Origin of the sequence: Methylomonas rosea (assembly GCF_024505055.1) — a bacterium.
In the GTDB taxonomy this organism is placed as follows: domain Bacteria; phylum Pseudomonadota; class Gammaproteobacteria; order Methylococcales; family Methylomonadaceae; genus Methylomonas; species Methylomonas rosea.
The window spans coordinates 42,690-68,854 of the sequence record NZ_JANIBL010000013.1 but is presented as its reverse complement, the minus strand read 5'-3'; the positions used below and the strand labels follow the sequence as shown (position 1 = coordinate 68,854).

Genomic DNA, 26,165 nt, shown 5'->3' with positions numbered 1-26,165 from the left:
GAATTTAAGGACACTATGATTAAGCGCTTAAGAGCTTAGCTAAGCGCGACGATCAAGATAGGCACGCCACTGATGCCGCCAAAGTAGGTTGATTCGCAGCATTCAGCAACAGTTGAAATCTTAGTACAAGTGTAAAATGATCCCATGGTTTTCCTGCTTGGCTTTGGTTAGAAACGCTTTTAACGCCTCGATGTAGTCCCATAAATTTGCAGCGTCGTCGCTATTCCAGCCGGTGTAGCCGCCATAGATATCATTTTCTACAAAGTCTTTCCCTTCTATGCCCAGCGCATACTGTTCCTTATTGAGGGAGCTAAGGTAAGTCAGAAAATCGTCTGCCTCCATTGGGTTTAAGCCTCTTGCCGGACCATAGCCAACATCCACCTTGCCAAGTTCCGTACCACCCGACAATAGTGTCGCTTGCGGTAACGGCCCTTCCCAGGCGTTTCGGCACAGAACGTAGTGTAAAACATGCCAGTTTGTCTCCAAATCCAACAGCATGTCGTCAGACGGCGGTGTCCATTCCCGTTTTGGTTTCGGTGGCGTTTTAGGTCCGAATACCCGTTTAAAAAAACTTTTCGGCGGCTGATAGGGTTCCTCGCCAGACAGGTAAAAGAATATATCGCTAGGATCTTGATATAAGGCGTCTAAATCTGCCAATGGCACACGACGCAGTTCAAACAGCATGCTCATTTTCTTATCCCAACAAATAAAATCCTATCATCACTGAAACCCGTACTTTTAGGCAATACAGCCACTCATTGCCATCAACTATTATTTTGACGCGATCGGCAGCATGTCGCTCAACCGCCATTTATTAAGTTTAATTTAAGGGCCTGATGTGATAGTGGCCGCCATCCCAAACCGAAAGCCGGAGAAATAATCGTGAGACAAGCCACATCATTGGATGCAAATAACGCCCTTGCGCAAGTTAAGTACGCCATAAAGGGTTTGATACATTCGGATTACGACGATAACGAAGACGATGTGATCTACACCGCCAATAAATTGAATGCTGTACTGCGTATGGTGCACGACAACCATCAGACCTGGAACGATGAAGCCATTCGGGAGTTCGTCATGCGCCAGCATGATCCGCTGAGACATATCCCTGTTAAATCGGAAAAGCTCCATCACATGGTTCGCCATATTCAACAAGACATCATCGTCAAATTTTCCTAACTGTAACGGCTACCCGCACGAGACTGAGACTTGGCAGAAGACTTACAAACCCGGGATCCCCATCTGCTGAATCCGCATCGCGTTATCGCCTTCTTCATAGGCCAGCAGTTTGCCGTCCTTCTGATATAGCTTGAAAGCCAGGGCATAGGACAATACCCGAATCGGATAATCGCGCGGCAAGGTTTGTAAGTAAGGCTGCATCGTCACAAAGTCGGTGGCGCCGTATTGCTGCATGATGAAACGCAAACCGCCGTTGCGCGGCCCGATGTTGTAGGCTAATAAGCCTAAAAACAAATCGCCGTTCATTTCTTGCAGATAATGTTTAAAGGTGGCGGCGGCGACAAAAGCATTGTGCCGGGGATCGTTGACTTGCAGTTCCGCCACATCCAGTTCATCGGCGGCTTCGCGGGTAATCGCTTTGGGCACGGCGGTAATCTGAAACAAGCCTTTGCCGCCATCGAAGCTATCGCGCGGCATAAACGAGGACTCGGTCGCGGCGATGCCTTGCAGCAAATTGACATCGACATCAAATGCTTTGGCGGCCTCGACTATCGCCGGATTGAAGGCATCGGCACGCACCATCATTTTTTGTAAGCCGCCGATGCCGTGGCGGCGATACGCGGCGTAGACTTGATGCGCTAGGGTGACTTTTTCGGCCTCCTGCTTGCCGCCGACCAAGGTCCGAAAATGCGTAAAAACTTGGGTGTAGCCATCATGCATTACAAACCAACCCGTCGAAGCGGCCAGTCCTACCGCCAATGCGGCTGGCAAATAATCCAACCTGCCATGCAACCAACCGCGCAAGCGCGACCAGGCCAGTAACAATGCTGCTGCGGCCAACATCAAGATCACCACGCCAATCGCGAACGGCAGCAAACTGGTAAAGAAACCGGGGCCGGACAACCAACTGGCCGAGTAACCGAGCACAAACATCGTCGCCAATACAGCAGCAACCATCAGCGCCAAGCCCTCCAACACAATCAGCCACCACTTTGGTTTGCGCAGAGACTTGGTTTTGCGGCGCGGCTTGCCTGGCTTGCGCCCCGAACCCGCTTTTGCTCGGCTAGGCGGGACAGTTTTGACCGGTGTTTTGGCGATAGGAATTGGCCGACTCATCAAGAACAGTGAAACATGGTTGGAAATAATCCGGAAAACCTCAGACAGACAACAGCGAAACATCCGCCGCCAAGACTCGCGCTAGCGTTTAGCGACACAAAAGGTATATTCCTCTCCAACTATCGCCTAACAACTACTATAAAGCAGGTCCACAACCATGCACAACGCCTTCCGCCCGGCCTGGTGGCTGAACAGTCCGCATTTGCAGACGATCTATCCGGCGTTTCTGCGGCGCATATCGCCACCCGCCGGCATCCGCCGCGAGAGACTGGACACGGCGGACGGCGACTTTTTGGACATCGATTGGATCGACAATGACGACCGGCCGCTGGTGATTCTGTTGCACGGTTTGGCCGGCAGCAGCCGCTCCGGTTACATCCAAGGTTTGCAGCACTGCTTGCTGGCCGCCGGCCTTGCCAGCGTGGCGCTGAATTTTCGCGGTTGCAGCGGCGAGATGAACCGGATGGCGCGCTGTTATCACTCCGGCGAAACCGAGGATATCGACTTTTTGTATAACACCTTGCGCCGACGTTTTCCGAATCGAGCGATGGCGGCGATAGGTTTTTCCCTGGGCGGTAACGTGTTACTAAAATGGCTGGGCGAACAAGGTGATAAGCTTGAGTTATCGGCGGCGGTATCGGTATCAGTGCCGCTGCTGTTAAACGAATGCGCCGACAAGCTTGATCGCGGTTTCTCGAAATTCTATCGCGACTACTTACTGCGTGAGCTGAAACAGTATATGCGTATCAAACTGCGGCATTTGCAGCGCATCGGTCAGCACGAACAAGCCGAGCGGATTTTAAAGCTAGGCGACCTCTCCGGCATCAAGTCGTTCTGGCAATACGACGATAAAGTCGTGGCCGGCTTGCACGGCTTTAAAGATGCCCACGATTATTACCGGCGCAGCAGTTCCCGGCAATTTTTAAAAGACATCCGCGTCCCCACTTTAGTCTTGCAAGCGAAGGACGATCCGTTCATGACCGAGCGGGTATTGCCGAGCAGTGCAGAGCTATCGGACCGGGTGCAACTGGAAGTCTGCGCCGGCGGCGGGCATGTGGGGTTTGTGGGTGGAGCGTTGTTTAGGCCGGAGTATTGGGTGGAGGAGCGGATTAGTGAGTATTTGTGGAAGCTTTTGCCACCGACAGGTAATTAGCGGAAACATTGGCCAATTTCGCTTAAGCGTTTTCCAATAAAGGGTGGAGGCTATAAGGCGTTCCACCAGTTGCGTTAGCAGGGTTACATGTGTGGCATGTGTAGCAAATGCCTTCTCAACAGACATCATCCCTTTTTTTCTGATTGGGGCCAGTTCCAGCTGTAGGCTTGTTCTTTCTCATTAAATCTTTCGCGTATCTGCCTATCCCAGTCAAAATAAAGCGCATCACCAAGTTGATGCTGCATTTCTCGCACCGCACGACGGAACGCCAAATGTTCCTCTGCGCTTTCGACACTTATCGTTTCAGGGTGGTATGCGAAAAGTCCAGCGTGAAGCAAGTCTTCAGTGCACCGCGATTGTCTTAGACACTGAAGAAAGTAACGACGATCTTGCTGTTGCCAAATATCTCGTGCCGTATCCCTAAACCCTGCTGTAAGCAGGGCGAGAGACAAAGCGCCTATTGTCAAAGCAATTCTTTCGACCCATCCGGATTCCCCGAGCCAAGCATTCAGCGCAAATCCTGCACAAACTCCAGAGATTAGAGCGAATAAATGGGATCCGTAGCTATAGAGGCGAGCACGTTTACCGTCACGTTTGAACTCAAGCGAATTCTTCAAGCTCTCCATCGTTTGATGGAATTCAGCCATTGCGTTTACCGACCTATACCAGTCAGAGCGGTGCATTTTCCAGTCCTTTAACCACCAAACCGCCTTCTCAAGATGCTCCGGCTTCATATCAGGCCCGTACTTGTTTAGAGTGGCGGCTAGGACCGCTAAACCTTCCAGGCTCTTGTTTTCAATCGTTGTAGAAGGGTTTCCATCCTCGTCAAGGAGTTGGTTACCGGGTGGTTCGTCCTCACCGATCAACAGGTCATTGATTCGGTAATCCCACCCGTCATATGGTCGATATTCATTCATACGGGGGTCTCTTGCGAAACGCGGAGGCCTCTGGCGCTACGCGGATTTATGGCTCAGCATCCAGGGTTATGTTTCATTGGCGAATGCCAATAAGCGAGAAACATTGGCATAAAAAATGGCCTTATGGTTCGGATTATCACCAAAGTCCACGTAATGCTGATAGCACTGAATATCTACTGGACGACCAGTGGAGCAGCGATAATGGAACCAGGCACGACTAAATAGCCAACGCTTCCACCAAGGTACGAACGGACGGAAATTTTCAACCGCAATTTGGAGAGCCGTAAAGTGGGAGCGGAGAAAGGCGTCGATGTTCTTGGGCCATTCGGCGGGGTTTGGATAGATGGAACCAAGCTCCGAGAGCACGGCTGCGCGGAATGCGACGCAAGCGTTGGCTCGACGAACCTTGAAGTTGTTACGCCAAGTTAGGTAGGCTACTAGCGAAGTAGTCAGTAGGACACCGATGATGGAAACGAAATGCTCATACAGAAATGCAATGAATGCTTCCATAGTTCGTTATCAGCTATCTTGTTTGCCCAGCCAATTATTTGCCTCAGGACGAGAACCCATAGGGCGAACACCCATCTTTGCCGGCACTTTCGCCCTAATAATTGGAAAACTGTGCATACTTGCCCTGTATATTTAGCCTGTGATCGACTCTAGCATGCAGTCCCTTCATGTCAAGCACTAATGCACACTTACCCCTATAGCTCATCCCCAGCCAAAGGTTCTCGCTTAGGCACTTTAGCCAAAATGGCCTGAAAAGCAGCTTTATCGGCACGTTCGGCAAGGGCCCGCAAGTAGTCTTCGGTTGTAATCGCCGACACTTTTTCGGCGACGGCGCTCGCAATGAATTGATTGATCGATACGCCTTTTTTACTCGCCAGTTCTTTGATGTAGCAAAGCACGCAGTCCGGCAAACTCAAATTCAATATCTTCATGGCAAACACCCAGACAAGATTTTGCAATTGCGGAATTCTAAGTCGAATCTATCTGAAACAGCAAAACCGTTTGAATTGAGGGAGAGCAATGGTATACAAACAGCCTATTTCCGATCCAAATGCAAGGAATTGCATCAGGGCCTTAGCCAATAGACATCGCCAAGTAGCTTTATGACCGCCAACCACCCACAAGTCCTATTCCTCTGCACCGGCAACTACTACCGTAGCCGGTTTGCCGAGTATTTGTTCAATCATCATGCACCGGATTACGCGCTGCCGTGGCGGGCATTTTCGCGCGGGTTGGCTATCGAATTGCTGAAGGACGATGCCGGGCCGATTTCGCCGCACACCCGACATGGCTTGGCCTTGCGAGAGATTCCCATCGAGCCGATTCGCGCGCCGATTGCGCTGACCGAGCAGGACCTAGCTGCCGCCCGGCATATCATTGCCTTGAAGCAAACCGAGCATAAACCCTTGCTGCATAGCCGTTTCCCGGACTGGGTGGAGCACGTGGAATACTGGCAGGTAGACGATATTGAAGATGCCCATCCGAGCGAGGCCTTGCCGCAGATAGAAGCAGCGGTATTGGCTTTGCTGCGGCGCTTGGGCAACGATTAGCCGCGTTAAGCACCGTCACAGGAACTTGTCAGTTCAATCCGACTCTTTTCGCAAACGGCAATAACACAGCGCGGCGCTGTGTTACTATTTTCCTCCTTTATTTTTACTGTTTGAATGTAATGGCGCCTAGCAAACCGTTGCAACTGATAGACCGCTTCGGCAGAGTGGTCAACTACCTGCGGGTATCGATAACCGACCGCTGCGATTTTCGCTGCGTGTACTGCATGGCTGAAGACATGGTGTTTCTGCCGCGCAGCCAGATCCTCAGCCTGGAAGAAATCCGCTTTATCTGCGAAACCTTTGTCGAACTGGGCGTGGGCAAAATCAGGATTACCGGCGGCGAGCCGCTGGTGCGTAAAGGCGCGTTGGGCTTGATGCAAGACCTGGGGCGCGTGCCTGGTTTGAACGAACTGGTATTGACCAGCAACGGTTCGCATCTGGCCGAGATGGCCGACGAACTAAAAACGGCCGGCGTGAAACGCGTCAACATCAGCCTGGACACCCTAGACCCGGTCAAATTCAAGGAACTGACCCGTACCGGCGATTTAGCACAAGTGCTGAAAGGCATCGAGACGGCTCGAAAGGCCGGCTTCCAACGCATCAAACTCAATGCGGTGATTCTGAAAAACCGCAATCATCAAGAAGTTTGCGATCTGGTGCAATTTGCCGTAGAGCATGGCATAGACATCAGTTTTATCGAGGAAATGCCGCTGGGCGCGGTAGACAACCATCATCGCGGCGACGCTTTCTATCCCAGCGAATTGATCCGGCAGGATTTGCAGCAGCGCTTTACGCTGGAAGCCGTCGCCGACTCGACCGGCGGACCTTCGGCCTATTACCGGGTGGCGGGCAGCGAGAGCAAAGTCGGTTTTATCTCGCCGCACAGCGCCAATTTCTGCGGCACCTGCAACCGGGTGCGGCTGACCGCCGAGGGCCGTCTGCTGCTGTGTTTGGGTAACGAACATTCGGTCGATCTGAAACAGGTGGTCAGAGATCATCCGGGCGATAAAGCCATGTTGAAACAAGCGATTGTCGAAGCGATGCAAATCAAACCCGAAAAACACGAATTCAATATTCACGAACAGCCGGTGATTTTGCGGCACATGAACGCCACCGGCGGCTGAACTACGGAGGACCTCATGTCGGATAATAAAGCCTATCACATCGTCGCCGAAGCCCGGCGTTATAAGGAAGAGCGGGAAAAGGGCTACCGCGAACAAGCATTAAAACTCTACCCCTGGATATGCGGGCGCTGCTCACGGGAGTTCGATCATAAAAATCTGCGCGAATTGACCGTGCATCACGTCAATCACGACCACGACCACAATCCGCCCGACGGCAGTAACTGGGAGTTGCTATGCCTTTACTGTCACGACAACGAACATCAGCGTTATGAAGAACATGTGCGTTACGGCGGCAAGGCCACTTCAGAAGGTAAGGCGCCGGTGGCAACCTTCAACCCTTTCGCCGATCTGAAAAACCTGATGAAAAAAGACTGATGCCGGGCAAATGCGTGTGGGCGCTGGGTAGCGCTAACGAAGAGCATTATCACGATCATGAATGGGGCGTGCCGCTGCACGACGAGCGGATGTTGTTCGAGTTTCTGGTGCTGGAAGGCGCGCAGGCCGGTCTCAGTTGGCGCACCATACTCGATAAGCGCGAGGCTTATCGCGCGGCTTTCGATGATTTCGATCCGGTCAAGGTCGCCGCATATGATCACAAAAAACTGGCGTCGTTATTGCAAACTCACGGCATCGTCAAAAACCGCCTGAAAATCCAATCCGCAGTCAGCAACGCCCAAGCTTTTTTGCGAGTGCAACAGGAATTCGGCAGTTTCGATCACTACATCTGGCGCTTTGTCGATGGCGAAACGCGGCAAAATCATTGGCTTAACCATAGCCAATTACCGGCTTTCTCCCCGGAGTCGGTGCGCATGAGTAAAGACTTGCAAAAGCGCGGCTTTAAATTCGTCGGCAAAACCATCTGCTATGCTTATATGCAGGCGGTGGGTATGGTCAACGATCACACTGTCGATTGTTTCCGCCACTCGCAACTGACAGCCACCACAACACCATGAGCTCCGAACCGCTAGCCGCCGATTACCGGACTTTAATTGCCAATAGCCAAAGTCTGATAATCGCCAGCTGTTCCGAGTTCGGCATAGCCGAAGTCAGTTATGCGCCGTTCTTAGAATATCAAAACACTTATTACATCTATGTCAGCCAATTAGCCCGGCATACCGGCAATATGCTGCGCCAAGGCCAGGCATCCATCATGTTTATCGAACCCGAGTCCGAAGCAGTCAATCCGTTTGCCAGACGCCGCTTAGTATTCGAATGCGCGGTCGGCGAAATCGATAAACTCCAGTCGGCATATGCCCAGTTGTTAGATAGGCTGCAAGACCGATTCGGCGAAACAGTCGCGGTTTTACGCTCGCTCACAGATTTTCATTTACTGGCGCTAACCCCTTTACGCGGCCAATATGTCGCCGGCTTCGGCAAAGCATTTAGCATCGATGTCGAGAATGGCGTTCCGTTACCCGCAAACCATTAAAGCGATTGCTCCGCTAGCCTCGGCCGTGACCAGAGTATGCCTGTTTAATCATGCCGACAACCTTTAGACTTTTTCTGATCAACAGCGCCTTGGCCCTAGCCTATTTTACCGGAGGCTATTTAGGGCATTTGCTGGCGATGCAGCCCAGCCATGCCAGCCCAATCTGGCCGTCAGCGGGGATCGCCCTGGCCGCATTGCTTGGCTACGGCCCGAGAATATTGCCAGGTCTGATCATCGGCACCTTAGGCACTCAAATTTACGCTTTTTGGGATCTGGCCACGTCAGACGATTGGTTAGCGCCGATTTGGATGGGCACTGCCGCCAGCCTCGGCGCCATCGCGCAACCCCTGCTCGGCGCGGCCCTGATCAACCGCTGGATAGGCAAACACAACCCGCTGATGGAAGATCGGCATGTCGTCTGGTTTTTCTTGTTGGCGATTACCAGTTGCTTGATATCGGCTAGCGTCGGCACCAGTTTTCTGTACATTTTCGATACTATCGATGCTGAAGAAATCGGCCTGAACTGGTGTACCTGGTGGATTGGCGATGCCATAGGCACGGTGATCTTTGCGCCCTTGCTGCTGTTGTTTGTCGGTACACCGCGGCATATCTGGCGGCAACGGCAAAAATTCGTGGCCTATCCTTTATCGATCTCGCTGTTGTTGGTGCTTATCGCCTTTGTCTATAGTCGTAACCTGGAAAACCAGCGTATCAATGGGTTGTTCGAAAACCAGATGAATCTGACCCATACCAACCTCCAGGAACATTTCGGCGACGATATTTTGAATAATCAGTTGCTGAAAGCCTTATTCGACAGTTCGGAAACGGTTAGTCCCAATGAGTTCAGGCTATTCGCGCATACCATTTTCAGCAAGCATCCGGAGCTGGAGGCATTGGAATGGATACCCAGAGTCAATGCCGAAGACCGCAGTGCATTCGAACACCAAACAGAAACAACCATCCGCGAACGCGACCTCAACCAACAATTGACACCGGCCGGGAAGCGAAACGTTTATTTACCCATTGCTTACTCATTTGGAAATCAGCAGAACATAGGCTTCGATGTCGCCAGCAACCAACAGCTATTAGCGGCGATCCACAAAGCGATTACATCCGGCGAAACGGTGGTTACGGCCGGCATCGCCTGCGAAGACAATCAACCCTGCTTTGCCATTTATTCGCCGGTTTATCTTAAAGGAAAATCACTTAACACCAGCGCTCAGCGCCAGCAGTTTTTTCTGGGATTGGTCGCCAATGTATTTAAGTTAAGCAGCGAAATTCAGGAACTGTCCGCACGCCTGCAAAGCATACGTTTGTCCGTAGCCATCTATGATCAAGACCTGTTGTTATATCGCAGCGCTCCGGAAGGCGCTGAATCGAAAAAATATTACTTTCCTCCAACCAGGCGGCAATCGCTAGCGGTCGCCGACCGGAACTGGACGCTTGAATATAAACCGCTGCCGGAGTTTTATGCGCAACAACATTCCTGGACGGTTTGGTGGCTGCTTTCCGGGAGCTTTTTGCTCTGCGGCCTGACCAGCTTCGGTTTGATGCTGATGAGCGGACGCACCGCCCGCATCGAAGATCTGGTGGCTTTGAAAACCCGCGACTTATTGCGCAGCAACCAGGCGCTGAATACCGAGATCGAACGCCGCAAACAGCAGGAAAACGAGCTCCGCATTGCCGCAACCACGTTCCAGTCGCACGAGGCCATTATCGTCACCGATGCCGATGGGGCGGTCTTGCGCGTCAACAACGCCTTCAACAAAATCACCGGCTACAGTGCAGAGGACGTGATTGGCCGCCAGCCGGATTTTCTGTCGTCGGCCCATCAAGCACCCGGATTTATTCAAGCCTTGATCCAGGCCTTGGCCAGGGATAACCAATGGCAGGGCGAAATTTTGAATCGGCGCAAGAATGGCGACGTATTTCCAGAATGGCTCACCGTTACCGGCGTGCGGGACGAGCAGGGCCGCCTGCTCAATTATGTAGCGATTTTTTCCGACATCAGCGAGCAAAAAGCCGCCGAGCGGGAAATCCATGAACTGGCATTTTACGACCCGCTGACCGGCTTGCCGAACCGGCGTTTGCTGCTGGATAGGTTGAAACAGGAAATCGCCGCCGCCAAACGCCAAAGCTATTACGGTTCGCTGTTTTTTCTGGATTTGGATCATTTCAAAACCCTTAACGATTCGCGCGGCCATCAAGTGGGCGACGAATTATTGATCCAGGTTGCCCAACGTCTTAAATCGATTATTCGCGACGAAGACACCGCTTGCCGGCTGGGCGGCGACGAATTTATCGTGATGGTGCCTGGCCGCTATTCGCAACTGTCGCAAGCGACCAGTCACGCAGCGATGCTGGCGGAAAAAATTCTGCACACCATCAATCAACCTTTCACGGTACAGGGCAGTGAACATCACTTTTCCACCAGCATAGGCGTTACCTTGTTTCCCGAGGTGGCCGAGCAGCCGGAAGCGGTTATTCAACAAGCGGATACCGCAATGTATCGGGCCAAGGAAAGCGGCCGTAACGGCATCAGCTTTTATCGGCCATCGATGCAGGAAACCGCCGACCGCCGCTTGACGTTGGAAAAAGAGATTCGTCAGGCGCTGAAACAACGGCAGTTTTTACTGCACTATCAGGCGCAGGTCGATCACCTCGGCAAAGTGGTCAGCGCCGAAGCGCTGATCCGCTGGCAGCATCCGGAAAAAGGCATGGTTTCGCCGGCGGAATTTATCCCGATTGCCGAAGATACCCAGTTGATTTTGCCGATAGGCGAATGGGTTATGCGCGAGGCCTGCCGGCAGATCAAGGTGTGGGACGAACAGAACCTAGCTATTCATCATGTGGCGGTTAACGTCAGTTCCCGGCAATTCCGCCAGGCCGATTTTGTCGATCAAGTAAAACGCATTTTGATCGACGCCGAATTGCCCGCTGAGCGTCTGGTCATTGAACTGACCGAAGGCTGCGTAATCAGTGACATAGACGACACTGTGGAAAAAATGCGCGACTTGCAAACCCTGGGCGTGAAAACCTCAATCGACGATTTCGGCATCGGTTATTCCTCGCTGTCTTACCTGAAAAAACTGCCCATCAGCCAATTGAAGATCGATCAGAGTTTCGTCAGAGACATCGCCAGCGACCCCAACGACGCGGTGATTGTGGAGACTATTATCAATATGGCTAAAAACTTAGGTCTACATGTGATTGCAGAAGGCGTGGAAACCCAGGAACAAATGATCTTTTTACGCAATAAAGGCTGTCTTTCCTACCAAGGCTATTACACCGGCAGGCCAGTGGCCGCTGCCAAATTTGAGCTGGAAGACAGATTACTTCCAACCGAGTAAGGGGTTGGGAGATTATCTGCACGACAGCCGTCAATATTCCTGAATGGCAAGCTTCGAGCTATCCATACAGGCTGGATTTCGGCATTCCTTGCCGAAATGACGATTTTGAGGATATAAGCCGTACAGCAGAAGCAGCTGGCTAATCAGGTGAATATGTAAGCTGGCCTTTAAATTCGTCGCTCCCGCGCAAAGCCGGAACCCAAGGTTACGCGCGAGGTCTAGTTGGCTCCCGCTTTCGGGAATATAGGTCAAAGGATTTACCCTTAAACCATTCACAACACATCGCCCCCAAGCAAATCCGACAAACATTCTCGAATTAGGGGCGGCTGCGTTAAAATCGTCGCGTTAACCATCCGACTAGGGACTTTGAAGATGAATATAAAAATTTGCCTGTTTGCCATTGCCTCTTTATTGCCGCAGTTTGCCGGCGCCAATGAGAAACCCACAATCCGCATAGGTGCCATGGCGGCCGGCACCTTAAATTGGGAACTGGCGGCTATGCGTAATCAAGGACTGCTGGACAAAGCGGAATTCAACGTAGAAAACATTGCGGTTGCCAATCAACAAGCCGGCAAGGTCGCCCTGCAGGCCGGCTCGGTCGATGTGATCGTCTCCGACTGGATCTGGACCTCCAGCATGCGCAGCACCGGCACAAATTTGAGCTTTTACCCGTTTTCCGACACCTCCGGCGTGCTACTGGTGCCGGCTGATAGCCCAATCAAGTCGGTCGCCGATCTAAAAGGCAAAAAACTGGGTATAGCCGGCGGCGAGCTGGATAAAAACTGGCTACTGTTGCAGGCGCTGGGCCAGCAACAACAAGTCGACCTAAATGCCGGCGTGGAAAAAATCTACGGCGCGCCGCCATTACTAAGTCAGCAACTGCTGGAAAAACGCGTCGATGCCTTGCTGACCTTCTGGCAATTTGCCGCGCATCTGGAAGCACAAGGCTACCGGGCGCTGTTGACCGGCGAAGACATTATTCGCCAGCTCGGCATCAGCGAAACCGTACCCAGCATCGGCTATGTATTTAAACAGGACTGGGCCGATCAACATAAAGCGGCGTTCAAACAATTCCTGAGCCTGAGTAAACAAGCTCACGACACACTTTGCAGCTCCGATACGGAATGGCAGAAAATCCTGCCGCTCACCGACGCTGCCAGTCCGAAAGAACAACAAAAACTCCGAGAGAGCTATTGCCAGGGCCGGGTTGAACAATGGGGCGCCACGCAACAAAGCGCCGCCGCAAAAATCTACGCGATGCTGCATCAACTCAGTAATAACAAGCTGACCGGCCAATCGGCACAACTACAAGCGGGGACGTTCTGGTCGGCCGATTGATGTTGACGGGCACTTTTAAACTTAGCCACTCTGCCGTCACGCTGTTATCGCTGTTAGTGCTGCTGGGCATCTGGCAGCTGGCGGCCAGCTTGATCGACAGCCACACCCTGCCCTATCCGGTCCGGGTCGCCGAGGTATTTTGGCAAGTAACCCGATCCGGCGAACTGCCTTACCATTTGGGCGTAACGCTACTTCGTCTGCTGGTCAGTTTCTCGATTGCGATGGTATTGGGCTGCGCGATTGGTGTGGCGCTGGGTAAAAATAAAGCCCTGGATGCGTTTTTCGACCACTGGCTGGTGATATTTCTGAATATCCCGGCGCTGGTCACCATCATCCTCTGCTATGTCTGGTTCGGCTTGGCGGAATCGGCGGCGATTCTGGCGGTGGTGATCAATAAGCTGCCGAATGTGATTGTCACCATTCGCGAAGGCACGCGAGCGCTGGACAAGGACTTATTGGAAATGGCCGAAAGCTACCGTTTCGACCGCAAAAAGACGTTTTTTCATGTGATTTGGCCGCAGTTACACCCGTTCGTGATGGCCGCCACCCGCTCCGGCCTGGCGCTGATCTGGAAAATTATTTTGGTGGTGGAACTGCTCGGCCGCAGCAACGGCATGGGCTATCAATTGCATCTGTTTTTTCAATTGTTCGATGTCGCCAGCCTGCTGGCTTATACCTTTGCCTTCGTCGCGGTCATCCAATTGATCGAGTGGCTGTTGCTGCGGCCCTTGGACCGCAAAGCCTTGCGGTGGCGGCGATGAACGACATTACTATCAGCATCCAGGATAAGACTTATCGCTCCAAGCATATCGACGACCGCCAACACCAGGCAATTGCCGATTTGCAGCTCAGTGTGGGCCGGAATGAGTTCGTCTGCCTGCTCGGCCCGTCCGGCTGCGGCAAAACCACTTTATTAAACATGATCGCTGGCCTGGATAGCCATTATCAGGGCCAAATCCGCATCGGTAGCCAAGCCGCGACCGCCAAGATAGGTTATGTGTTTCAGAATCCCAGACTATTACCCTGGTATACCGTCCGTCAAAATATCGAAGTAGTATTCAAGCAAACGCCGCCTGCCGCCTTGATTGATTCATTACTGGCAGACATGCAACTGAGCGACGTACAACAGGTTTATCCGGAACGCTTGTCGCTAGGCATGCAGCGGCGAGTAGCGATTATCCGCGCCTTCGCGATCAATCCGGACATTCTATTGATGGACGAACCCTTCGTCTCGCTGGATGCGCCCAGCGCCCGGCAGGTACGCAATTTATTGTATTCGCTGTGGCAACAGCGGCCGCATACTGTACTGTTCGTCAGTCACGATCTACGCGAAGCGATTGCCTTGGCCGACCGCTTGATTTTCCTGTCGCCGCCGCCGATGCGGATCATCAGCGACATTCCGGTAAACATTCCGCGCGACTTGCGTAATGACGAGACGCAAATCGAGGCCTTTCGCGAGCGTTTGCTGAGCCAGCATCCGGCGATTAACGGGCTGTTGTAAGGTGCGCGTCGTCGTCAAGACTTGTGAAGTCGAGGAGATCATCAAGAAGTCCCGCTTCATCAGCATCATCAGTCCTTGCCAGACCGAACGCGATGCCTTGCTCTTGCTGCGAGATTTGCACCAACGCTATCCAGACGCCAGCCATATCGTTTACGCCTACCGCATCCAGTCGCCGGACGGTCTGATTTGCCGCTTTCACGATGCCGGCGAACCCAGCGGCACCGCCGGCAAACCGATTTTTCAGCACTTGGAAGGTAAGCAGTTAATCAATCTGGTCGTAGCGGTAATTCGTTATTTCGGCGGAGTGAAACTGGGCGCGGGCGGCTTGACCCGTGCTTACGGCAATGTCGCCAAGCAAGTCATAGAAGCCGCCGACATCGTCGAATACATTGAATTTGTTGAACTGACATTTACTCTGGATTACCACCGGCTACAAGCACTGGAATATCAACTGAAAAAACTGGATGGCGGCATTATCGCTCAGGACTTTTCCGATTCGGTGCGGCTGACCGTCAAACTACCCAAGAGCAACCTGCCCGCACTTCACGCATTCCTGGATTAAAAACAGCTTATAACAGCGCTAGATGACAGCTTTATTTCACTTTTGTTTCTCATGAGGAAACAAACAATGCACTATAGCCAGTATTGTAAATAAAAAAATAAGGCTTATAGTGAAGTCGTCTTCATTGGTATCGACTGTATTCAGTCTAGGAGCAAAAATGAACAAATCGAACAATCTGTATAGAGACGTGCTCACCGGCCTGTTTTTCACCAGCGGCGTGTTTGGCTTCATGTCCGGCGAGTTCATCATCTCCACCATGCTATTTGGCGCTGCAACCATCGCCAGCAATCTGGATTTTAGCGACTCGTTTCGCGCTTAAGTTTTGTTGTACCTCCCTCGTTGTTAAGCAGTTAATCTGTTTATTTCAAGCCCGTCAGCCGCCTCCGTGGCTGGCGGGCTCTTTTTAAAACCCTCTTGCTTCGCGTATCGTCTCGTAGGCTTTTCTGATTTGCTGAGTCTTTTGCTTGGCCATCTGCATCATTTCCTCCGGTAAGCCTTTGGCTACCAACTTGTCCGGATGATGCTGACTCATCAGACGCCGATAGGCTTTTTTAACGTCGGCATCATCGGCTGTGGCGGCTACGCCCAACACGGCGTAGGCATCCTCCAATTTAGACAAGCCTGCTTTAGCTGTTTGAAACTGTTCGCCGGACTGCTGAAAACGATGTTGCGCCTGTACTTGCCCTTTAATAATTTGATACTCGAAACGCGATAAACCCAGTTGCGCACAGATATCCAGTAACAGCTTTTCTTCCTTGGCATCGTAGACGCCGTCGGCAAACGCGGCCTGAATCTGAATTTCGACGAACATTCGTACCAAATGGGTACGGCGATGACATTCAATACGAAACTGCCGCAGCACTTCCACCAGCGGAAAATCGACCTGCTTGCCCTGTTGAAACAGTTGCACGGCGGCTTCGCGCAGTTCGGGGTTGAGTTCCATATTGTCCATCACCCGTTTCGCCAGCCCAATTTCCTCGTTGGAAACCCGGCCATCGGCCTTGGCGACATGCCCCATCACCGCGAAGGTGGCGGTGAAAAATGCCATTTGCACGCGTTGCTGGTCGCCGGGATTAAATGACTCGCCTGCCATACCGTCCATGCCCGTATCGAACTGATGCCCTACCGATGCGCCAAAAATCGCCCCCAGCGGCCCACCCAACATAAATCCAAAAGCCCCACCCACCAACTTGCCCAGCCAACTCATGCGTTTCCTATCCTCAACAGGTTTAATGATAAAATTGCAGCCACTTTCCACTGACTTCACACCCGTATTATGAATGCCCCCGCCGCACTTTACGAATCTTCCCTGCCGCATTTGAAATTGCTCGGCCGCGGCAAAGTCCGCGACATGTACGAAATCGATGAAAAACATTTGTTGATTGTCACCTCCGACCGGATGTCGGCTTTCGACGTGATCATGCCCGATCCCATTCCTGGTAAAGGCCGCGTATTGACCAGGGTGAGTAATTTCTGGTTCGAAAAAATGCGGGATATTATTCCCAACCATTTGAGTGACGACTTGACTCTGGCGGATGTCATTCCAGACCCTGATTTAAGGGCGCAAGTAGAAGGCAGGGCCATCATCGTCAAACGCCTGAAACCGCTACCAGTGGAAGCCATCGTGCGCGGCTATCTGATTGGCTCAGGTTGGAAAGATTACCAACGTTGCGGAGCAGTGTGCGGTATCGAGCTTCCGGCCGGCTTACAACAAGCACAGCAATTGCCGCAGCCGATTTACACGCCGTCCAGCAAGGCGGAAATGGGCACCCACGACGAGAACATCAGCTTCGCCGATACGGTGGCATTAATGGGAGAGGAACTGGCTGGTAAAGTGCGCGACGCCAGCTTGCGACTTTACTCTACGGCGGCGGAGTACGCCCGTGCGCGTGGCATCATCATCGCCGATACCAAATTCGAGTTCGGTCTGGACGAAGACGGCAAATTGTATTTGATCGACGAAGCATTGACACCCGATTCCTCAAGGTTCTGGCCGGTCGAACACTATCAAGTCGGTATCAGCCCCCCCAGCTTCGACAAACAATATCTGCGCGATTATCTGGAAACCCTGGATTGGAATAAAACCGCGCCCGGCCCGAAATTGCCGGAAGACGTCAGCAGAAAATGCGCGGAGAAATACCGGGAAGCGGAATTGAAACTGATTGGAAATTGAACCGATGCCAAAACCGCCATCCCGCCCAGCAGGCGGGATGGTCTTCGATAAAAACCTAAATCGGCTTAAATTGATAACCCTGCGCCGTTTGCCAGGATAGATAGACCTTATCGCCATCGCTCAACAGAAACGCATCGTCCGCGCTTTCCGCCGTTTCACCGACGACTTCAGGCTGAGACCAGTTCAGGCCTCCGTCCTCTGACTTAATCAACTGCAAAAGATTATGGCTGCCGTCGAATTCCGACCAGACCACAGCCACCTGCTCGCCCCGACCCAGCACGTTGGGATGTTTGGCGCCTTGGCCGCCGAAACGGTAAGCCGGCGAATATGTCAGGCCGCCGTCCTTGGAGTGGCCGTAAAACAAGCCTTGTTTATCCGCAGCGCCGCTAAACCATACCGAGTGGTAAACGCCATTGCCGGCAATCGATAAGGCCGGGCCATGATGCGGACAGGCGTCGATTTTCCAGTTTTCTGCGCTGACGCGTTGCACAACTCCCGGGGTTTGCCAATCCTTAAATTTAACCAATGCATGGTCGCGGATATTGCCGTCATAGACATGCCGCCACAGCACGACAGGTAAATTGTCAGTATCAATTTCCACACCCAGACGGCAACATTCGCAACTATGCGGCGCGACGACCTTATTGGGGTAAAAACTTTTACCACCATCATCCGACCAGGCGTAATACACCGCCGTGCCGCTGAACTCTTGTTTCGCGGCCTTGGCTTTTTCCTTGTCGCGCGCATCCAGCCAAGCGACGAAAATCTCGCCATTCTGCCCAACCGCCAGGGCATCGAAGCGATGACCGATCACGTCCAGATTGTCGTTGACCGTTACCGGCTTGGAAAAAGTTTTACCGCCGTCCATTGATCGACTAAAACGAATATGGCCGGTATGACGTTTTTCCAGGTTCTGGGTCCAGGTCAGATAGATATTACCTTGCGCATCGAGTTTGATTTTCGGCCGGTATTCGCCGCGCGCGGCAATAACTTCCGGCTCCGCATTTACCGCAACCGGCGTAGAAAAGCTCGCCCCTTTATCGGCTGAGGATTGCACATAGATACGATCACGAACTACCCAAGCCAACCACAGCACGCCATTATTGTCGAAAGTCGCCGTCACCGTCTCGGAACAGCCGATTACCGGATTTGTTTGTAAATCGGCACATAGCGATTTTTTGTCGGCATGTTGTTCGTGTTTAGCCGACTCAGCCCCTTGCTGGACTGCAACCGGTTCGTTGGCACACGCACTTAAAAGCAACGAGGTAATCATTGCTACGGGGAGTTGAAATTTCATCATCGTCATTTAATAGCCGCAGAGAAAGTTACGAACATTTTTACCCGCTTGAGCGGGTAAAAATAAACTGTGTTATTTAACGCACAACAAGGATTGGACGCTTTCCGCCCAACCCTTTTGGATACATTCAATACCGGATTAATAGTTAAATTTCAATTCCGCGATATAGGTACGCTGCGGAAACACATGGAACAGCCAATATTTTTCGTTGGTGATATTGTCGATACCCGCCGAAAGCGTCAGTTGCTTGGTCAGTTGATATTTGGCGCGGGTATCCACAACAAAAAACGCGCTGCCGGTACCGGTGTAGGTATCCGGATTGACATCGCTGTTATCGATTTGCCCATATTGCTGACTGCTATAGCGTCCACTGATTGAAGACGTAAAATCCTTGGTCACATGGTATGTGGCCGTGGCACTGGCGCGCCACTCGGGTACTCTAGGTTGATACTTGCCCACGGAAGCAGGTAAGGCCGCATTTTTATCGATACGCGAATTCGCCCACGTCACGTTACCCGACAAGTCCAGGCCATCGATAACGACATTACTGTGTTCACCGGAAAACTCCCAGCCATAGGTGCTGATTTGGTCGATATTCTGAGCGTAGGATAAGGTCGAGTTGGTAACCGGACTGAAGGTCGTTTGACTGTAGATGGCGTCATAGACTTTTTCATGGAACAAACTCAAGCGCAACGAGCCTTCGCTCAGAAAATATTGCGCAGAAAGCTCGGAAGATAATGCTTCTTCAGGCTTTAAAGTTGGATTGGGATTGACGATATTTGAGGTGCCACCAGAACCCACATTAGATCCCTGGAACAATTCAGTCACCGTCGGAAAACGGTAAGCTTGAGCGATAGAGCTGGTGAATTTCCAGCTATCGGTCGGTTTCCAGGCCAGCGATGCTTTTGGCGAAAATCGTAAGTCGCTGCGGTTGGACTGATTGATAGTTCTGCCATTGGAACCGGTATTGGTGCCATCGAAGGCATTCCAGTTTTCTAATCGCCCGCCCAGTGTCAGCGTCCAATCCGGATCGAATGTCCATGCATCTTGAATCCAGATCGCATTGGTTTCGGTCTTGCCTTGTGAATTGGTGAATAAACTACCCTTACCGCCATATAACCAATTGGACGTGTTGTATTGCTGGTTGTTTAACTCGTAAAGATCGTGATGATAGCCAAAGCTCACATGGTGAGGCCCCCATGCTGACTCAGGACGCCAGATGCCCTTGGCATCAACGGTATGCCAACCGGTATCGTTCAAACTGGTAATTCTACCGGCGCCACCGGCATCGGCTCCATTCGGCGCAACTGTCGGAGCTCTTTGCTCATCCTGACCGTAATTGATCACACTGCCATTCAATTCCCAGTCGAAAATACCGCCTGTATTGGATTTCAACGCCATACCGTGAGACCAATGCATTTGTTGGTAGTCATTTTGCGCAAATGATGGAGAGTCAAGATTATAAGTTTTACCTCCAAAACTCGCATAGCCGCTATTAATCGGTAATCCCGTCACTGTATTGTTCAAATAACTTTTAAACCCTCCACTTTCATCGTTTTGCCAAAGTCCAAGTGTATAGGTAGCCTTCAATGTCGGCGTGATATCGTAGGCCAGCTTCCATTTAAAATTGTCTTGTACGGTATGCCTGATATTACCTTCCCCAATTGCTGAGTAAGGGACATTCGTCCTATCAAGATCTCCAACAGCGCCAATTACCGGATTAATTGCCGTTCCAACTGGAAGAGCTGCAATTTGGGCATTGCTTAGAGGGGCAGTCGGACTTCTAGTACTGTTGTATGTGCCAGTAGGCACAAGATAAGAATAGGTGACCGGCTGACTATGCGCATCCAAATGACTGACGTCAAAGCGCCAGGAAAAATCGCCATGTCGGCTACCCAAATTTGCAGTGTATTGCTGAGAGTCATAGACGTCAGTATGTCCATATACATCGTATTCCTGCCAAGTGGATTGTACGCCGCCGCCCGCTTCAAACTTTTCCGGCATCCGCGTGGTGATGTCGATGACGCCGCCAATCGAGTTTCCGCCGTAGGCCGCAGAAAACGGACCGTACATCACGTCAACCCGTTCGATTTCCGACGGCGATACCATGTTCCAGCGCGGCGATCCAGTCATGCCATTGTTATTACCCAACAACGACGAGAGCAGAATACCGTCTGCGTATATCAAGCTGCGCGCGCTGGAACCGGTCCCTGAAGTACGCATAGACACCGGCATTTCCTTGTCGCCAATATAACGTTTACGCACCAAGATATTGGGCAGATACTTGATAGCATCCTCGGTGTTCATCACATTGATAGTATCTTCCATCTTCTCGCGAGTAACGCTTTCGGTCACCGCAGGCAATTTATATTTTTCTGTGGCTGTTTGCGTAGTGGCTTTTTGGCTTTCTGCAGTAACGGTCATTTCCGGCAATACAGCCGCTTGATTGCTAACGGCTTTGTTGTCCGCCTTGTCATCTTCGGCAACCGAGACTCCCGGTAACACAAGAAGCAGCATCGCCCCCAATAAACAGGGCGTGGCGCTAAGTTTGATTTTTGCGTGTTTCATAAGGTTTAAAAATTACGGAGATATGCGATTTGTTCTGAATACGGGCTTATTGTTGGCAAAAGCGCTATTTAAAACACCAACGGCTTTTAGTGTTTTCACACACTTTAAACCAACCATTCACGGAACTAAGCAATTTATGACCCTATATACGATTATGATTTTGTTTCAATAACCTAAGAAAATTTGTCATTAAAAAATCGCTAAATAATCTAATTTATGCGGCAAATGACTCACACAAATTAAGTTATATAACACAGTTTTTTATATCCCCACCACCTCAGCTGTTCCGGTGCTGCAATTTACAAGCTAAGCAACACCTCGGACCGCTACAGGATAGCGGCCTCACCCCTAAACGAAAAAACCCTTGCCGACCTTTCAGCCGACAAGGGTTTTCAGAGACTAACCAAGCGATATTTATTCGTCCGCGTCTAACTCGTCGGCGGAGAGTTTTTTGCCTGGAAAATAGTTAGGCGCAACGCTGATCAAGATCGTCAACAGAGTAGCCACATAAGGCACAGACTGCACCGCCAATACCGCCATCCACAGCCGGCCGCTCAAGTTATCGAAATGCTCGATGGAGCGCATCGCCAGGATGCCGGCGACCAGTAAGGCCAGCAATAATAACTCCTGCCAGATGATCAACAAGCCAGCCACCAACGGTCCTTGCTGCTCGTATTTCGGGGTCCGCATGAATGGCTTGCCGGAGGTGAACAAACCCTGCAAGGTACCGCGCGCCACGGTATGCGTCAGCGATAAACCCGCCAATGCCGCACCTAAGGCATGCAGCATCGAACAAGCCACCCGAGCCTTGTACAACCACAAACCGCGCAAGATCTTAAAGGCAAACAGACCGATGGTCGGCAGCAGGAAAGCATTAACGGGTAACTCACTATGGATAGGGTCCGACACAATCAGTGCTGTCAACACCAAACTGGTTCCGGTAAACAACAGCGCCAAGGCATCGGAAAACCAAGGCAACCAACCGGCCACAAAGTAATAACGCTGAGCGGAAGTAAGCGAAGATTTTTTATTCGGTAGAAAATGCCGCCAATGCTTTTTGATGATTTGCATCGCGCCATACACCCAACGGAAACGTTGCGTCATATAACCCGAGAAAGTATCCGGCATCAGGCCGCGACCGAAGGACTCTTTGCAGTACACCGAATCGTAACCGGCTTCGTACAAACGCAAACCCAACTCGCTGTCCTCGCAAATACACCACTCACCCCAGGGACCGACTTTGTCGAAGGCCGATTTGCGGACCATGGTCATCGTGCCATGCTGGATAATCGCGTTGAATTCGTTACGTTGCACCATGCCGATATTGAAGAAACCGGCATATTCCCAGTAACAAATATCCTTGAATGCACCTTGGTTGGCGTCGCGATAGTCCTGCGGCGACTGCACAAAGCCGACATTTTCCTGGTCGAAATACGGAACCATCGCTTTCAACCAATCCGGGTTCAAGATGTAATCACTATCGATTACAGCGATGATTTCGGCGTCTTCAGCGGTATTGGTCAAGGCATAATTGATCGCGCCAGCCTTGTAACCGGGCCAATTATCCAAGTGGAAGAAACGGAATCTAGCGCCTAAGCGATCACAGTCGTCACGCACCGGTTGCCAGACCGTCGGATCCTTGGTGTTGTTATCCATCACCAACACTTCAAAATTCGGGTAATCGACCTTGGCCAACGCATTCAAGGTCTTGCGCACCATTTCCGGCGGCTCGTTATGAATCGGCAAATGGATGGACACTTTGGGATAACGAAAATCCGCTGAAGGCGTTAACGGCGTAAACGTCCGCCGGCCTTTTCTATGCCAAATAACTTCGGAAATTTCCAGACTCTCGGTCAACAACACCAGAATAGCCATGGCCTGCATCATTAGCAAGATAGCCCAGAACACCACCGAAAAACTGGTTTGGTATTGCGCAGCGGCAATGGACGCCGACCAGAACAAGACCGACGCCGCCAAGTTGGCGACGATGCCGAAGAAAAACTTACCCGGCAGCTTCAGACTCTTACGAGTGAACAAGAAGGCCGCCATCAAGATAATACTGAGTACCGCCGCGCCACTGGCCCAGTTACGCCAAGTTGGATTCGCCAATACATCGCCTTCCATCGGAAATTTCGGCTGCCGATCGGCATTGAATAAGCCCCAGTAGGCACCAGCGGTACCTTCCAGCTTGATCTTCCAAGGCTGGTCGAAGGCTTCGACCACATAATAAATCACGTTTTCGGCCGTAGCACGGTTCAGGAATTCCCGTAAGAATTTGGCTTGATTCGCCAACGATGCGCTTGCGGCTTTTTGCGGCGGACCATCGGACGGCCAACCCACCTCGGTGATTACGATGGTTTTATTGGGGTACAGCTGTTGCAATTCGTAGTAACGCTTGAATACATATTCGACCGCGTTGTCGCCTTCCGCGCCTTGCGGCAGATCAACCGGCACACCTTCCCAATAAGGCAGAATGTGTACGGCTATGTAATCGACTTCCGCCGCTAGGGCAGGATTCGCTACCCAAATATCCCAAGTCTCGGCAGTACTGACGGGTTTCCAGGTACGTTTTTTCACTTCACGAATGTATTCGATCAGTTCATTCGCTTTACCGGCCACTTCCGCCTTAACATCCGCCTCTATTTTCAACTGCAAATCGGGCTCGCTCATCGAGCCGGAAAATTCTTGACGCACTTTCTGCGCGATGGGGCCGCTGACCTTGTTTCTGTAACGCAACAGGGATTCGTTACCAACCAACGTGCGGACAATGGTTTTAGGATATTGATTGGTCAGATTGATCAGGCTTTCGACTTCGCGCTGATTTTTATCCAGCCGCTTCTGCGTGTTCTCTAACTTTTTTTGCGGATCGTCCTCAGAGCTGTCGTCATCAACCAAATCCACCCAACAACCCATGGCCAGATTGATCGCATTCTTGGCCGTCAACTCAGGCACAACCTCCATACCTTCCAACGAGGTGTAGGTCCTTATCGAATGCGCTTTACCGGACAACAACTCCAGATCGGATTGAATCTGTTCCCTGGTGGGAAATACGCCATCCGCGGGATTGAAATCGCGACCTTTGGGGTTAAAGGTCACCCCCATCATGGTATCGCTCCAGGATGGCAGCTTTAACGGGTTGTTGACGTAAGACCAGATACCCAGGTTGATGACAACCAGTAGCACCAAGGTGAAAAATGTGGCAATTTTGGCTTTCATTTCGACAGAAAGACTCCGCGTTAGAGGGTTATTAGAATCAGTATTTTTATAGTTTTTACGGCATTACACAGCCAATCCGTCGGCGAACGAAAATGCGTTTACTGCGGTATCTGATTTCGACGGAGCGCCTGGCGCGTGTCTATGCGGGCCACGCATTCCTGTCAGGTAACAGATTTACCAACAAAACACAGCGGCAATTAGGATACCCGCCCAAGGGCAAACCCCGGCGACGCTCAAACCGGCAAGGAGCCGGTATTGAATGCCACCACACTTAGCTCAACCTTAAGCAGGTATGCGGGAAAACTTTTACTTCAATGAAAGCGTTTCGACGCGTCCTTTCATTTCAATATTCAGTTTGTCTTCTTTAGCCAACCAACCGATAGCTCGCTGTACATCGTTCTTACCCAAGCCGGTTTCGGTTGTGACTTTATTAACGCTAGCTTCGCCATGCGTATCCAAATATTGCCAGACTGCTCCAGCTGCTTCGCCAATTGTATCCACCATTTCAACTCCTCATCATTTAAACAACAAAAAAAATCGGGGGTTTTTTAGTCGTGTTATCCAGCCGTCCGCGACGCAAACCGCATCAAGCTAGCCAACACATCTAACGCTCATCAGGCAGCACAATATTAAGTTCCAGGGTTTCCTGGTTTCCATCCTGTTCAAAATTAACGGTAATGGCATCCTGCCCGACATTGACATATTTACGGATCACCGCCAACAATTCTTGTTGCAACTCGGGCAAATAGGACGGTTGATTTCTGGATGCACGCTCATGGGCGACCAGAATTTGCAATCTTTCCTTGGCCAGCGATGCCGTATTGGTTTTCGAGGATCTGAAATAATCTAAGAGACTCATCACTTGCTCCCGAATAGCTTACTCAATAAGCCCTTTTTCTCTTCCTCAATAAAACGATGCGGTTTAGTTTCACCCAAGTAACGCGCCACGATGTCCGCATAGGCCTGCCCTGCATCGCTTTGCTCATCGAGAATCACCGGCGTACCGGAGTTTGACGCATTCAATACAGACTTGGATTCGGGTATAACGCCCAACAAATGTAGCGACAAAATTTCCTGTACATCGTCAACGCTGAGCATCTCGCCCAATTTCACCCGATCCGGCGAATAGCGCGACAACAACAAATATTCCTTGATCGGCTCTTCGCCGTTCTCGGCGCGGCGCGATTTGCTGGACAAAATACCCAGCATACGATCCGAATCCCTGACCGATGAGACTTCCGGGTTAGTCACCACAAACGCATCGTCAGCAAAGTACATGGCAAGTGTAGCACCGCGCTCTATTCCTGCCGGTGAGTCACAAACGATGTATTTAAAGTCTTTGGACAACTCTTCCAGAATTTTGCCAACGCCTTCCGTTGTTAAGGCATCTTTATCACGGGTTTGCGATGCCGGCAATATAAATAACTGGTCGCAACGCTTGTCTCTGATCAAGGCTTGATTCAGGGTCGCTTCGTTGTTGATCACATTAACCAAATCATAAACCACGCGACGCTCGCATCCCATGATCAAGTCGAGATTACGCAGCCCCACATCGAAATCGATCACAGCGGTTTTATGTCCACGCTTCGCCAAGCCCATCGCGATAGCGGCGCTGGTTGTGGTTTTGCCCACACCACCTTTTCCCGATGTTACTACGATAATTCTGGCCAATGTTGTTCCTCC

At 51.4% G+C, this 26,165-nt stretch carries 26 protein-coding genes; 14 read left to right on the top strand and 12 right to left on the bottom strand.

Annotated elements, in window-relative coordinates:
• Positions 1–120: 120 nt before the first annotated feature.
• Positions 121–684, bottom strand: a complete 564-nt coding sequence (locus tag NP589_RS06175) for a DUF1877 family protein (RefSeq protein WP_256606190.1) — start codon at positions 682–684, stop codon at positions 121–123.
• 198 nt (positions 685–882) lie between these two features.
• Between NP589_RS06175 and NP589_RS06170 the strand changes: the two genes are divergently transcribed.
• Positions 883–1,179 (top strand): hypothetical protein, encoded by a 297-nt coding sequence (locus tag NP589_RS06170; RefSeq protein WP_256606189.1) that lies wholly within the window; start codon positions 883–885, stop codon positions 1,177–1,179.
• Between the two features lie 42 nt (positions 1,180–1,221).
• On the opposite strand, the gene NP589_RS06165 is transcribed toward NP589_RS06170, so the two are convergent.
• Positions 1,222–2,295 carry a lytic transglycosylase domain-containing protein gene (locus tag NP589_RS06165; protein WP_256606188.1) on the bottom strand — a complete coding sequence of 358 codons (1,074 nt, stop codon included), beginning with the start codon at positions 2,293–2,295 and terminating at the stop codon, positions 1,222–1,224.
• A 157-nt stretch (positions 2,296–2,452) separates the two neighbouring features.
• Between NP589_RS06165 and NP589_RS06160 the strand changes: the two genes are divergently transcribed.
• A complete protein-coding gene (locus NP589_RS06160; protein ID WP_256606187.1) occupies positions 2,453–3,448 on the top strand; it encodes a hydrolase in 996 nt (331 codons plus the stop codon).
• Between the two features lie 125 nt (positions 3,449–3,573).
• Here the strand turns inward: NP589_RS06160 and NP589_RS06155 are convergent, their stop codons facing one another.
• The 3 genes from NP589_RS06155 to NP589_RS06145 all read right to left on the bottom strand — a co-directional run bounded on the left by NP589_RS06155 (position 3,574) and on the right by NP589_RS06145 (position 5,306).
• Entirely contained in the window at positions 3,574–4,365 is a 792-nt protein-coding gene (locus tag NP589_RS06155) for a hypothetical protein (protein ID WP_256606186.1), read from the bottom strand.
• 66 nt (positions 4,366–4,431) lie between these two features.
• Positions 4,432–4,875, bottom strand: coding sequence for a hypothetical protein (locus tag NP589_RS06150; RefSeq protein ID WP_256606185.1), 444 nt, complete (start codon positions 4,873–4,875; stop codon positions 4,432–4,434).
• 194 nt (positions 4,876–5,069) lie between these two features.
• Positions 5,070–5,306: a toxin-antitoxin system HicB family antitoxin gene (locus tag NP589_RS06145; RefSeq protein ID WP_256606184.1), complete on the bottom strand. Its 237-nt coding sequence runs from the start codon at positions 5,304–5,306 to the stop codon at positions 5,070–5,072.
• Positions 5,307–5,477: 171 nt separating this feature from the next.
• On the opposite strand from NP589_RS06145, the gene NP589_RS06140 reads away from it, so the two are divergent.
• From NP589_RS06140 to NP589_RS06090, 11 genes are all read left to right on the top strand, one after another.
• Positions 5,478–5,924, top strand: a complete 447-nt coding sequence (locus NP589_RS06140) for an arsenate reductase/protein-tyrosine-phosphatase family protein (RefSeq protein WP_256606183.1) — start codon at positions 5,478–5,480, stop codon at positions 5,922–5,924.
• A gap of 119 nt (positions 5,925–6,043) precedes the next feature.
• Positions 6,044–7,048, top strand: coding sequence for a GTP 3',8-cyclase MoaA (gene moaA, locus NP589_RS06135; RefSeq protein WP_256606182.1), 1,005 nt, complete (start codon positions 6,044–6,046; stop codon positions 7,046–7,048).
• 15 nt (positions 7,049–7,063) lie between these two features.
• Positions 7,064–7,423 carry a YajD family HNH nuclease gene (locus NP589_RS06130; protein ID WP_064009472.1) on the top strand — a complete coding sequence of 120 codons (360 nt, stop codon included), beginning with the start codon at positions 7,064–7,066 and terminating at the stop codon, positions 7,421–7,423.
• Complete coding sequence (locus tag NP589_RS06125) at positions 7,423–8,001, top strand: DNA-3-methyladenine glycosylase I (protein WP_256606181.1); 579 nt, start codon at positions 7,423–7,425, stop codon at positions 7,999–8,001. The genes NP589_RS06130 and NP589_RS06125 overlap by 1 nt, the downstream gene beginning before the upstream one ends.
• On the top strand, positions 7,998–8,477 hold the full coding sequence (locus tag NP589_RS06120) for a HugZ family pyridoxamine 5'-phosphate oxidase (protein ID WP_256606180.1): 480 nt from the start codon (positions 7,998–8,000) through the stop codon (positions 8,475–8,477). The genes NP589_RS06125 and NP589_RS06120 overlap by 4 nt, the downstream gene beginning before the upstream one ends.
• Before the next feature lie 50 nt (positions 8,478–8,527).
• Positions 8,528–11,827 (top strand): EAL domain-containing protein, encoded by a 3,300-nt coding sequence (locus NP589_RS06115; RefSeq protein WP_256606179.1) that lies wholly within the window; start codon positions 8,528–8,530, stop codon positions 11,825–11,827.
• 372 nt (positions 11,828–12,199) lie between these two features.
• Positions 12,200–13,165 (top strand): ABC transporter substrate-binding protein, encoded by a 966-nt coding sequence (locus tag NP589_RS06110; protein WP_256606178.1) that lies wholly within the window; start codon positions 12,200–12,202, stop codon positions 13,163–13,165.
• Positions 13,165–13,926: an ABC transporter permease gene (locus NP589_RS06105; protein ID WP_256606177.1), complete on the top strand. Its 762-nt coding sequence runs from the start codon at positions 13,165–13,167 to the stop codon at positions 13,924–13,926. The genes NP589_RS06110 and NP589_RS06105 overlap by 1 nt, the downstream gene beginning before the upstream one ends.
• On the top strand, positions 13,923–14,666 hold the full coding sequence (locus tag NP589_RS06100) for an ABC transporter ATP-binding protein (protein WP_256606176.1): 744 nt from the start codon (positions 13,923–13,925) through the stop codon (positions 14,664–14,666). The genes NP589_RS06105 and NP589_RS06100 overlap by 4 nt, the downstream gene beginning before the upstream one ends.
• 1 nt (position 14,667) lies before the next feature.
• The gene (locus NP589_RS06095; RefSeq protein ID WP_256606175.1) at positions 14,668–15,228 is read left to right on the top strand and encodes an IMPACT family protein; all 561 of its coding nucleotides are present in this window, start codon (positions 14,668–14,670) and stop codon (positions 15,226–15,228) included.
• A gap of 157 nt (positions 15,229–15,385) precedes the next feature.
• The gene (locus NP589_RS06090) at positions 15,386–15,547 is read left to right on the top strand and encodes a hypothetical protein (protein WP_197491483.1); all 162 of its coding nucleotides are present in this window, start codon (positions 15,386–15,388) and stop codon (positions 15,545–15,547) included.
• A gap of 84 nt (positions 15,548–15,631) precedes the next feature.
• Here the strand turns inward: NP589_RS06090 and djlA are convergent, their stop codons facing one another.
• The gene (gene djlA, locus NP589_RS06085; protein ID WP_256606174.1) at positions 15,632–16,435 is read right to left on the bottom strand and encodes a co-chaperone DjlA; all 804 of its coding nucleotides are present in this window, start codon (positions 16,433–16,435) and stop codon (positions 15,632–15,634) included.
• Between the two features lie 69 nt (positions 16,436–16,504).
• Here djlA and NP589_RS06080 point away from each other — a divergent pair, with 69 nt between their 5' ends.
• Entirely contained in the window at positions 16,505–17,401 is an 897-nt protein-coding gene (locus tag NP589_RS06080) for a phosphoribosylaminoimidazolesuccinocarboxamide synthase (RefSeq protein ID WP_256606173.1), read from the top strand.
• A 55-nt stretch (positions 17,402–17,456) separates the two neighbouring features.
• Here NP589_RS06080 and NP589_RS06075 read toward each other — a convergent pair whose 3' ends face one another.
• The 6 genes from NP589_RS06075 to minD form a co-directional block, all read right to left on the bottom strand.
• The gene (locus tag NP589_RS06075) at positions 17,457–18,707 is read right to left on the bottom strand and encodes a sialidase family protein (protein WP_256606172.1); all 1,251 of its coding nucleotides are present in this window, start codon (positions 18,705–18,707) and stop codon (positions 17,457–17,459) included.
• A 129-nt stretch (positions 18,708–18,836) separates the two neighbouring features.
• Positions 18,837–21,266, bottom strand: a complete 2,430-nt coding sequence (locus NP589_RS06070; protein WP_256606171.1) for a TonB-dependent receptor — start codon at positions 21,264–21,266, stop codon at positions 18,837–18,839.
• Positions 21,267–21,680: 414 nt separating this feature from the next.
• Positions 21,681–24,482: a glycosyltransferase gene (locus NP589_RS06065; protein ID WP_256606170.1), complete on the bottom strand. Its 2,802-nt coding sequence runs from the start codon at positions 24,480–24,482 to the stop codon at positions 21,681–21,683.
• A gap of 306 nt (positions 24,483–24,788) precedes the next feature.
• Positions 24,789–24,986 carry a winged helix-turn-helix domain-containing protein gene (locus NP589_RS06060; protein ID WP_064009484.1) on the bottom strand — a complete coding sequence of 66 codons (198 nt, stop codon included), beginning with the start codon at positions 24,984–24,986 and terminating at the stop codon, positions 24,789–24,791.
• Between the two features lie 100 nt (positions 24,987–25,086).
• Positions 25,087–25,341, bottom strand: a complete 255-nt coding sequence (minE, locus tag NP589_RS06055) for a cell division topological specificity factor MinE (protein ID WP_020483546.1) — start codon at positions 25,339–25,341, stop codon at positions 25,087–25,089.
• Positions 25,341–26,153 carry a septum site-determining protein MinD gene (minD, locus tag NP589_RS06050; RefSeq protein ID WP_026147021.1) on the bottom strand — a complete coding sequence of 271 codons (813 nt, stop codon included), beginning with the start codon at positions 26,151–26,153 and terminating at the stop codon, positions 25,341–25,343. Before minD ends, minE begins: the two co-directional genes overlap by 1 nt.
• Positions 26,154–26,165 lie beyond the last annotated feature (12 nt).

What these genes read in the sequence shown, in the direction of transcription:
- NP589_RS06105 (WP_256606177.1), top strand. Translation starts at nt 13,165, where the DNA reads ATGTTGACGGGCACTTTTAAACTTAGCCACTCTGCCGTCACGCTGTTA.
- NP589_RS06165 (WP_256606188.1), bottom strand. Translation starts at nt 2,295, where the DNA reads ATGAGTCGGCCAATTCCTATCGCCAAAACACCGGTCAAAACTGTCCCG.
- djlA (WP_256606174.1), bottom strand. Translation starts at nt 16,435, where the DNA reads ATGAGTTGGCTGGGCAAGTTGGTGGGTGGGGCTTTTGGATTTATGTTG.
- NP589_RS06155 (WP_256606186.1), bottom strand. Translation starts at nt 4,365, where the DNA reads ATGAATGAATATCGACCATATGACGGGTGGGATTACCGAATCAATGAC.
- NP589_RS06125 (WP_256606181.1), top strand. Translation starts at nt 7,423, where the DNA reads ATGCCGGGCAAATGCGTGTGGGCGCTGGGTAGCGCTAACGAAGAGCAT.
- NP589_RS06070 (WP_256606171.1), bottom strand. Translation starts at nt 21,266, where the DNA reads ATGAAACACGCAAAAATCAAACTTAGCGCCACGCCCTGTTTATTGGGG.
- NP589_RS06140 (WP_256606183.1), top strand. Translation starts at nt 5,478, where the DNA reads ATGACCGCCAACCACCCACAAGTCCTATTCCTCTGCACCGGCAACTAC.
- NP589_RS06160 (WP_256606187.1), top strand. Translation starts at nt 2,453, where the DNA reads ATGCACAACGCCTTCCGCCCGGCCTGGTGGCTGAACAGTCCGCATTTG.
- NP589_RS06065 (WP_256606170.1), bottom strand. Translation starts at nt 24,482, where the DNA reads ATGAAAGCCAAAATTGCCACATTTTTCACCTTGGTGCTACTGGTTGTC.
- NP589_RS06100 (WP_256606176.1), top strand. Translation starts at nt 13,923, where the DNA reads ATGAACGACATTACTATCAGCATCCAGGATAAGACTTATCGCTCCAAG.
- moaA (WP_256606182.1), top strand. Translation starts at nt 6,044, where the DNA reads ATGGCGCCTAGCAAACCGTTGCAACTGATAGACCGCTTCGGCAGAGTG.
- NP589_RS06130 (WP_064009472.1), top strand. Translation starts at nt 7,064, where the DNA reads ATGTCGGATAATAAAGCCTATCACATCGTCGCCGAAGCCCGGCGTTAT.
- NP589_RS06175 (WP_256606190.1), bottom strand. Translation starts at nt 684, where the DNA reads ATGCTGTTTGAACTGCGTCGTGTGCCATTGGCAGATTTAGACGCCTTA.
- NP589_RS06080 (WP_256606173.1), top strand. Translation starts at nt 16,505, where the DNA reads ATGAATGCCCCCGCCGCACTTTACGAATCTTCCCTGCCGCATTTGAAA.
- NP589_RS06110 (WP_256606178.1), top strand. Translation starts at nt 12,200, where the DNA reads ATGAATATAAAAATTTGCCTGTTTGCCATTGCCTCTTTATTGCCGCAG.
- NP589_RS06075 (WP_256606172.1), bottom strand. Translation starts at nt 18,707, where the DNA reads ATGACGATGATGAAATTTCAACTCCCCGTAGCAATGATTACCTCGTTG.
- NP589_RS06120 (WP_256606180.1), top strand. Translation starts at nt 7,998, where the DNA reads ATGAGCTCCGAACCGCTAGCCGCCGATTACCGGACTTTAATTGCCAAT.
- NP589_RS06145 (WP_256606184.1), bottom strand. Translation starts at nt 5,306, where the DNA reads ATGAAGATATTGAATTTGAGTTTGCCGGACTGCGTGCTTTGCTACATC.
- NP589_RS06060 (WP_064009484.1), bottom strand. Translation starts at nt 24,986, where the DNA reads ATGGTGGATACAATTGGCGAAGCAGCTGGAGCAGTCTGGCAATATTTG.
- NP589_RS06090 (WP_197491483.1), top strand. Translation starts at nt 15,386, where the DNA reads ATGAACAAATCGAACAATCTGTATAGAGACGTGCTCACCGGCCTGTTT.
- NP589_RS06115 (WP_256606179.1), top strand. Translation starts at nt 8,528, where the DNA reads ATGCCGACAACCTTTAGACTTTTTCTGATCAACAGCGCCTTGGCCCTA.
- minE (WP_020483546.1), bottom strand. Translation starts at nt 25,341, where the DNA reads ATGAGTCTCTTAGATTATTTCAGATCCTCGAAAACCAATACGGCATCG.
- NP589_RS06150 (WP_256606185.1), bottom strand. Translation starts at nt 4,875, where the DNA reads ATGGAAGCATTCATTGCATTTCTGTATGAGCATTTCGTTTCCATCATC.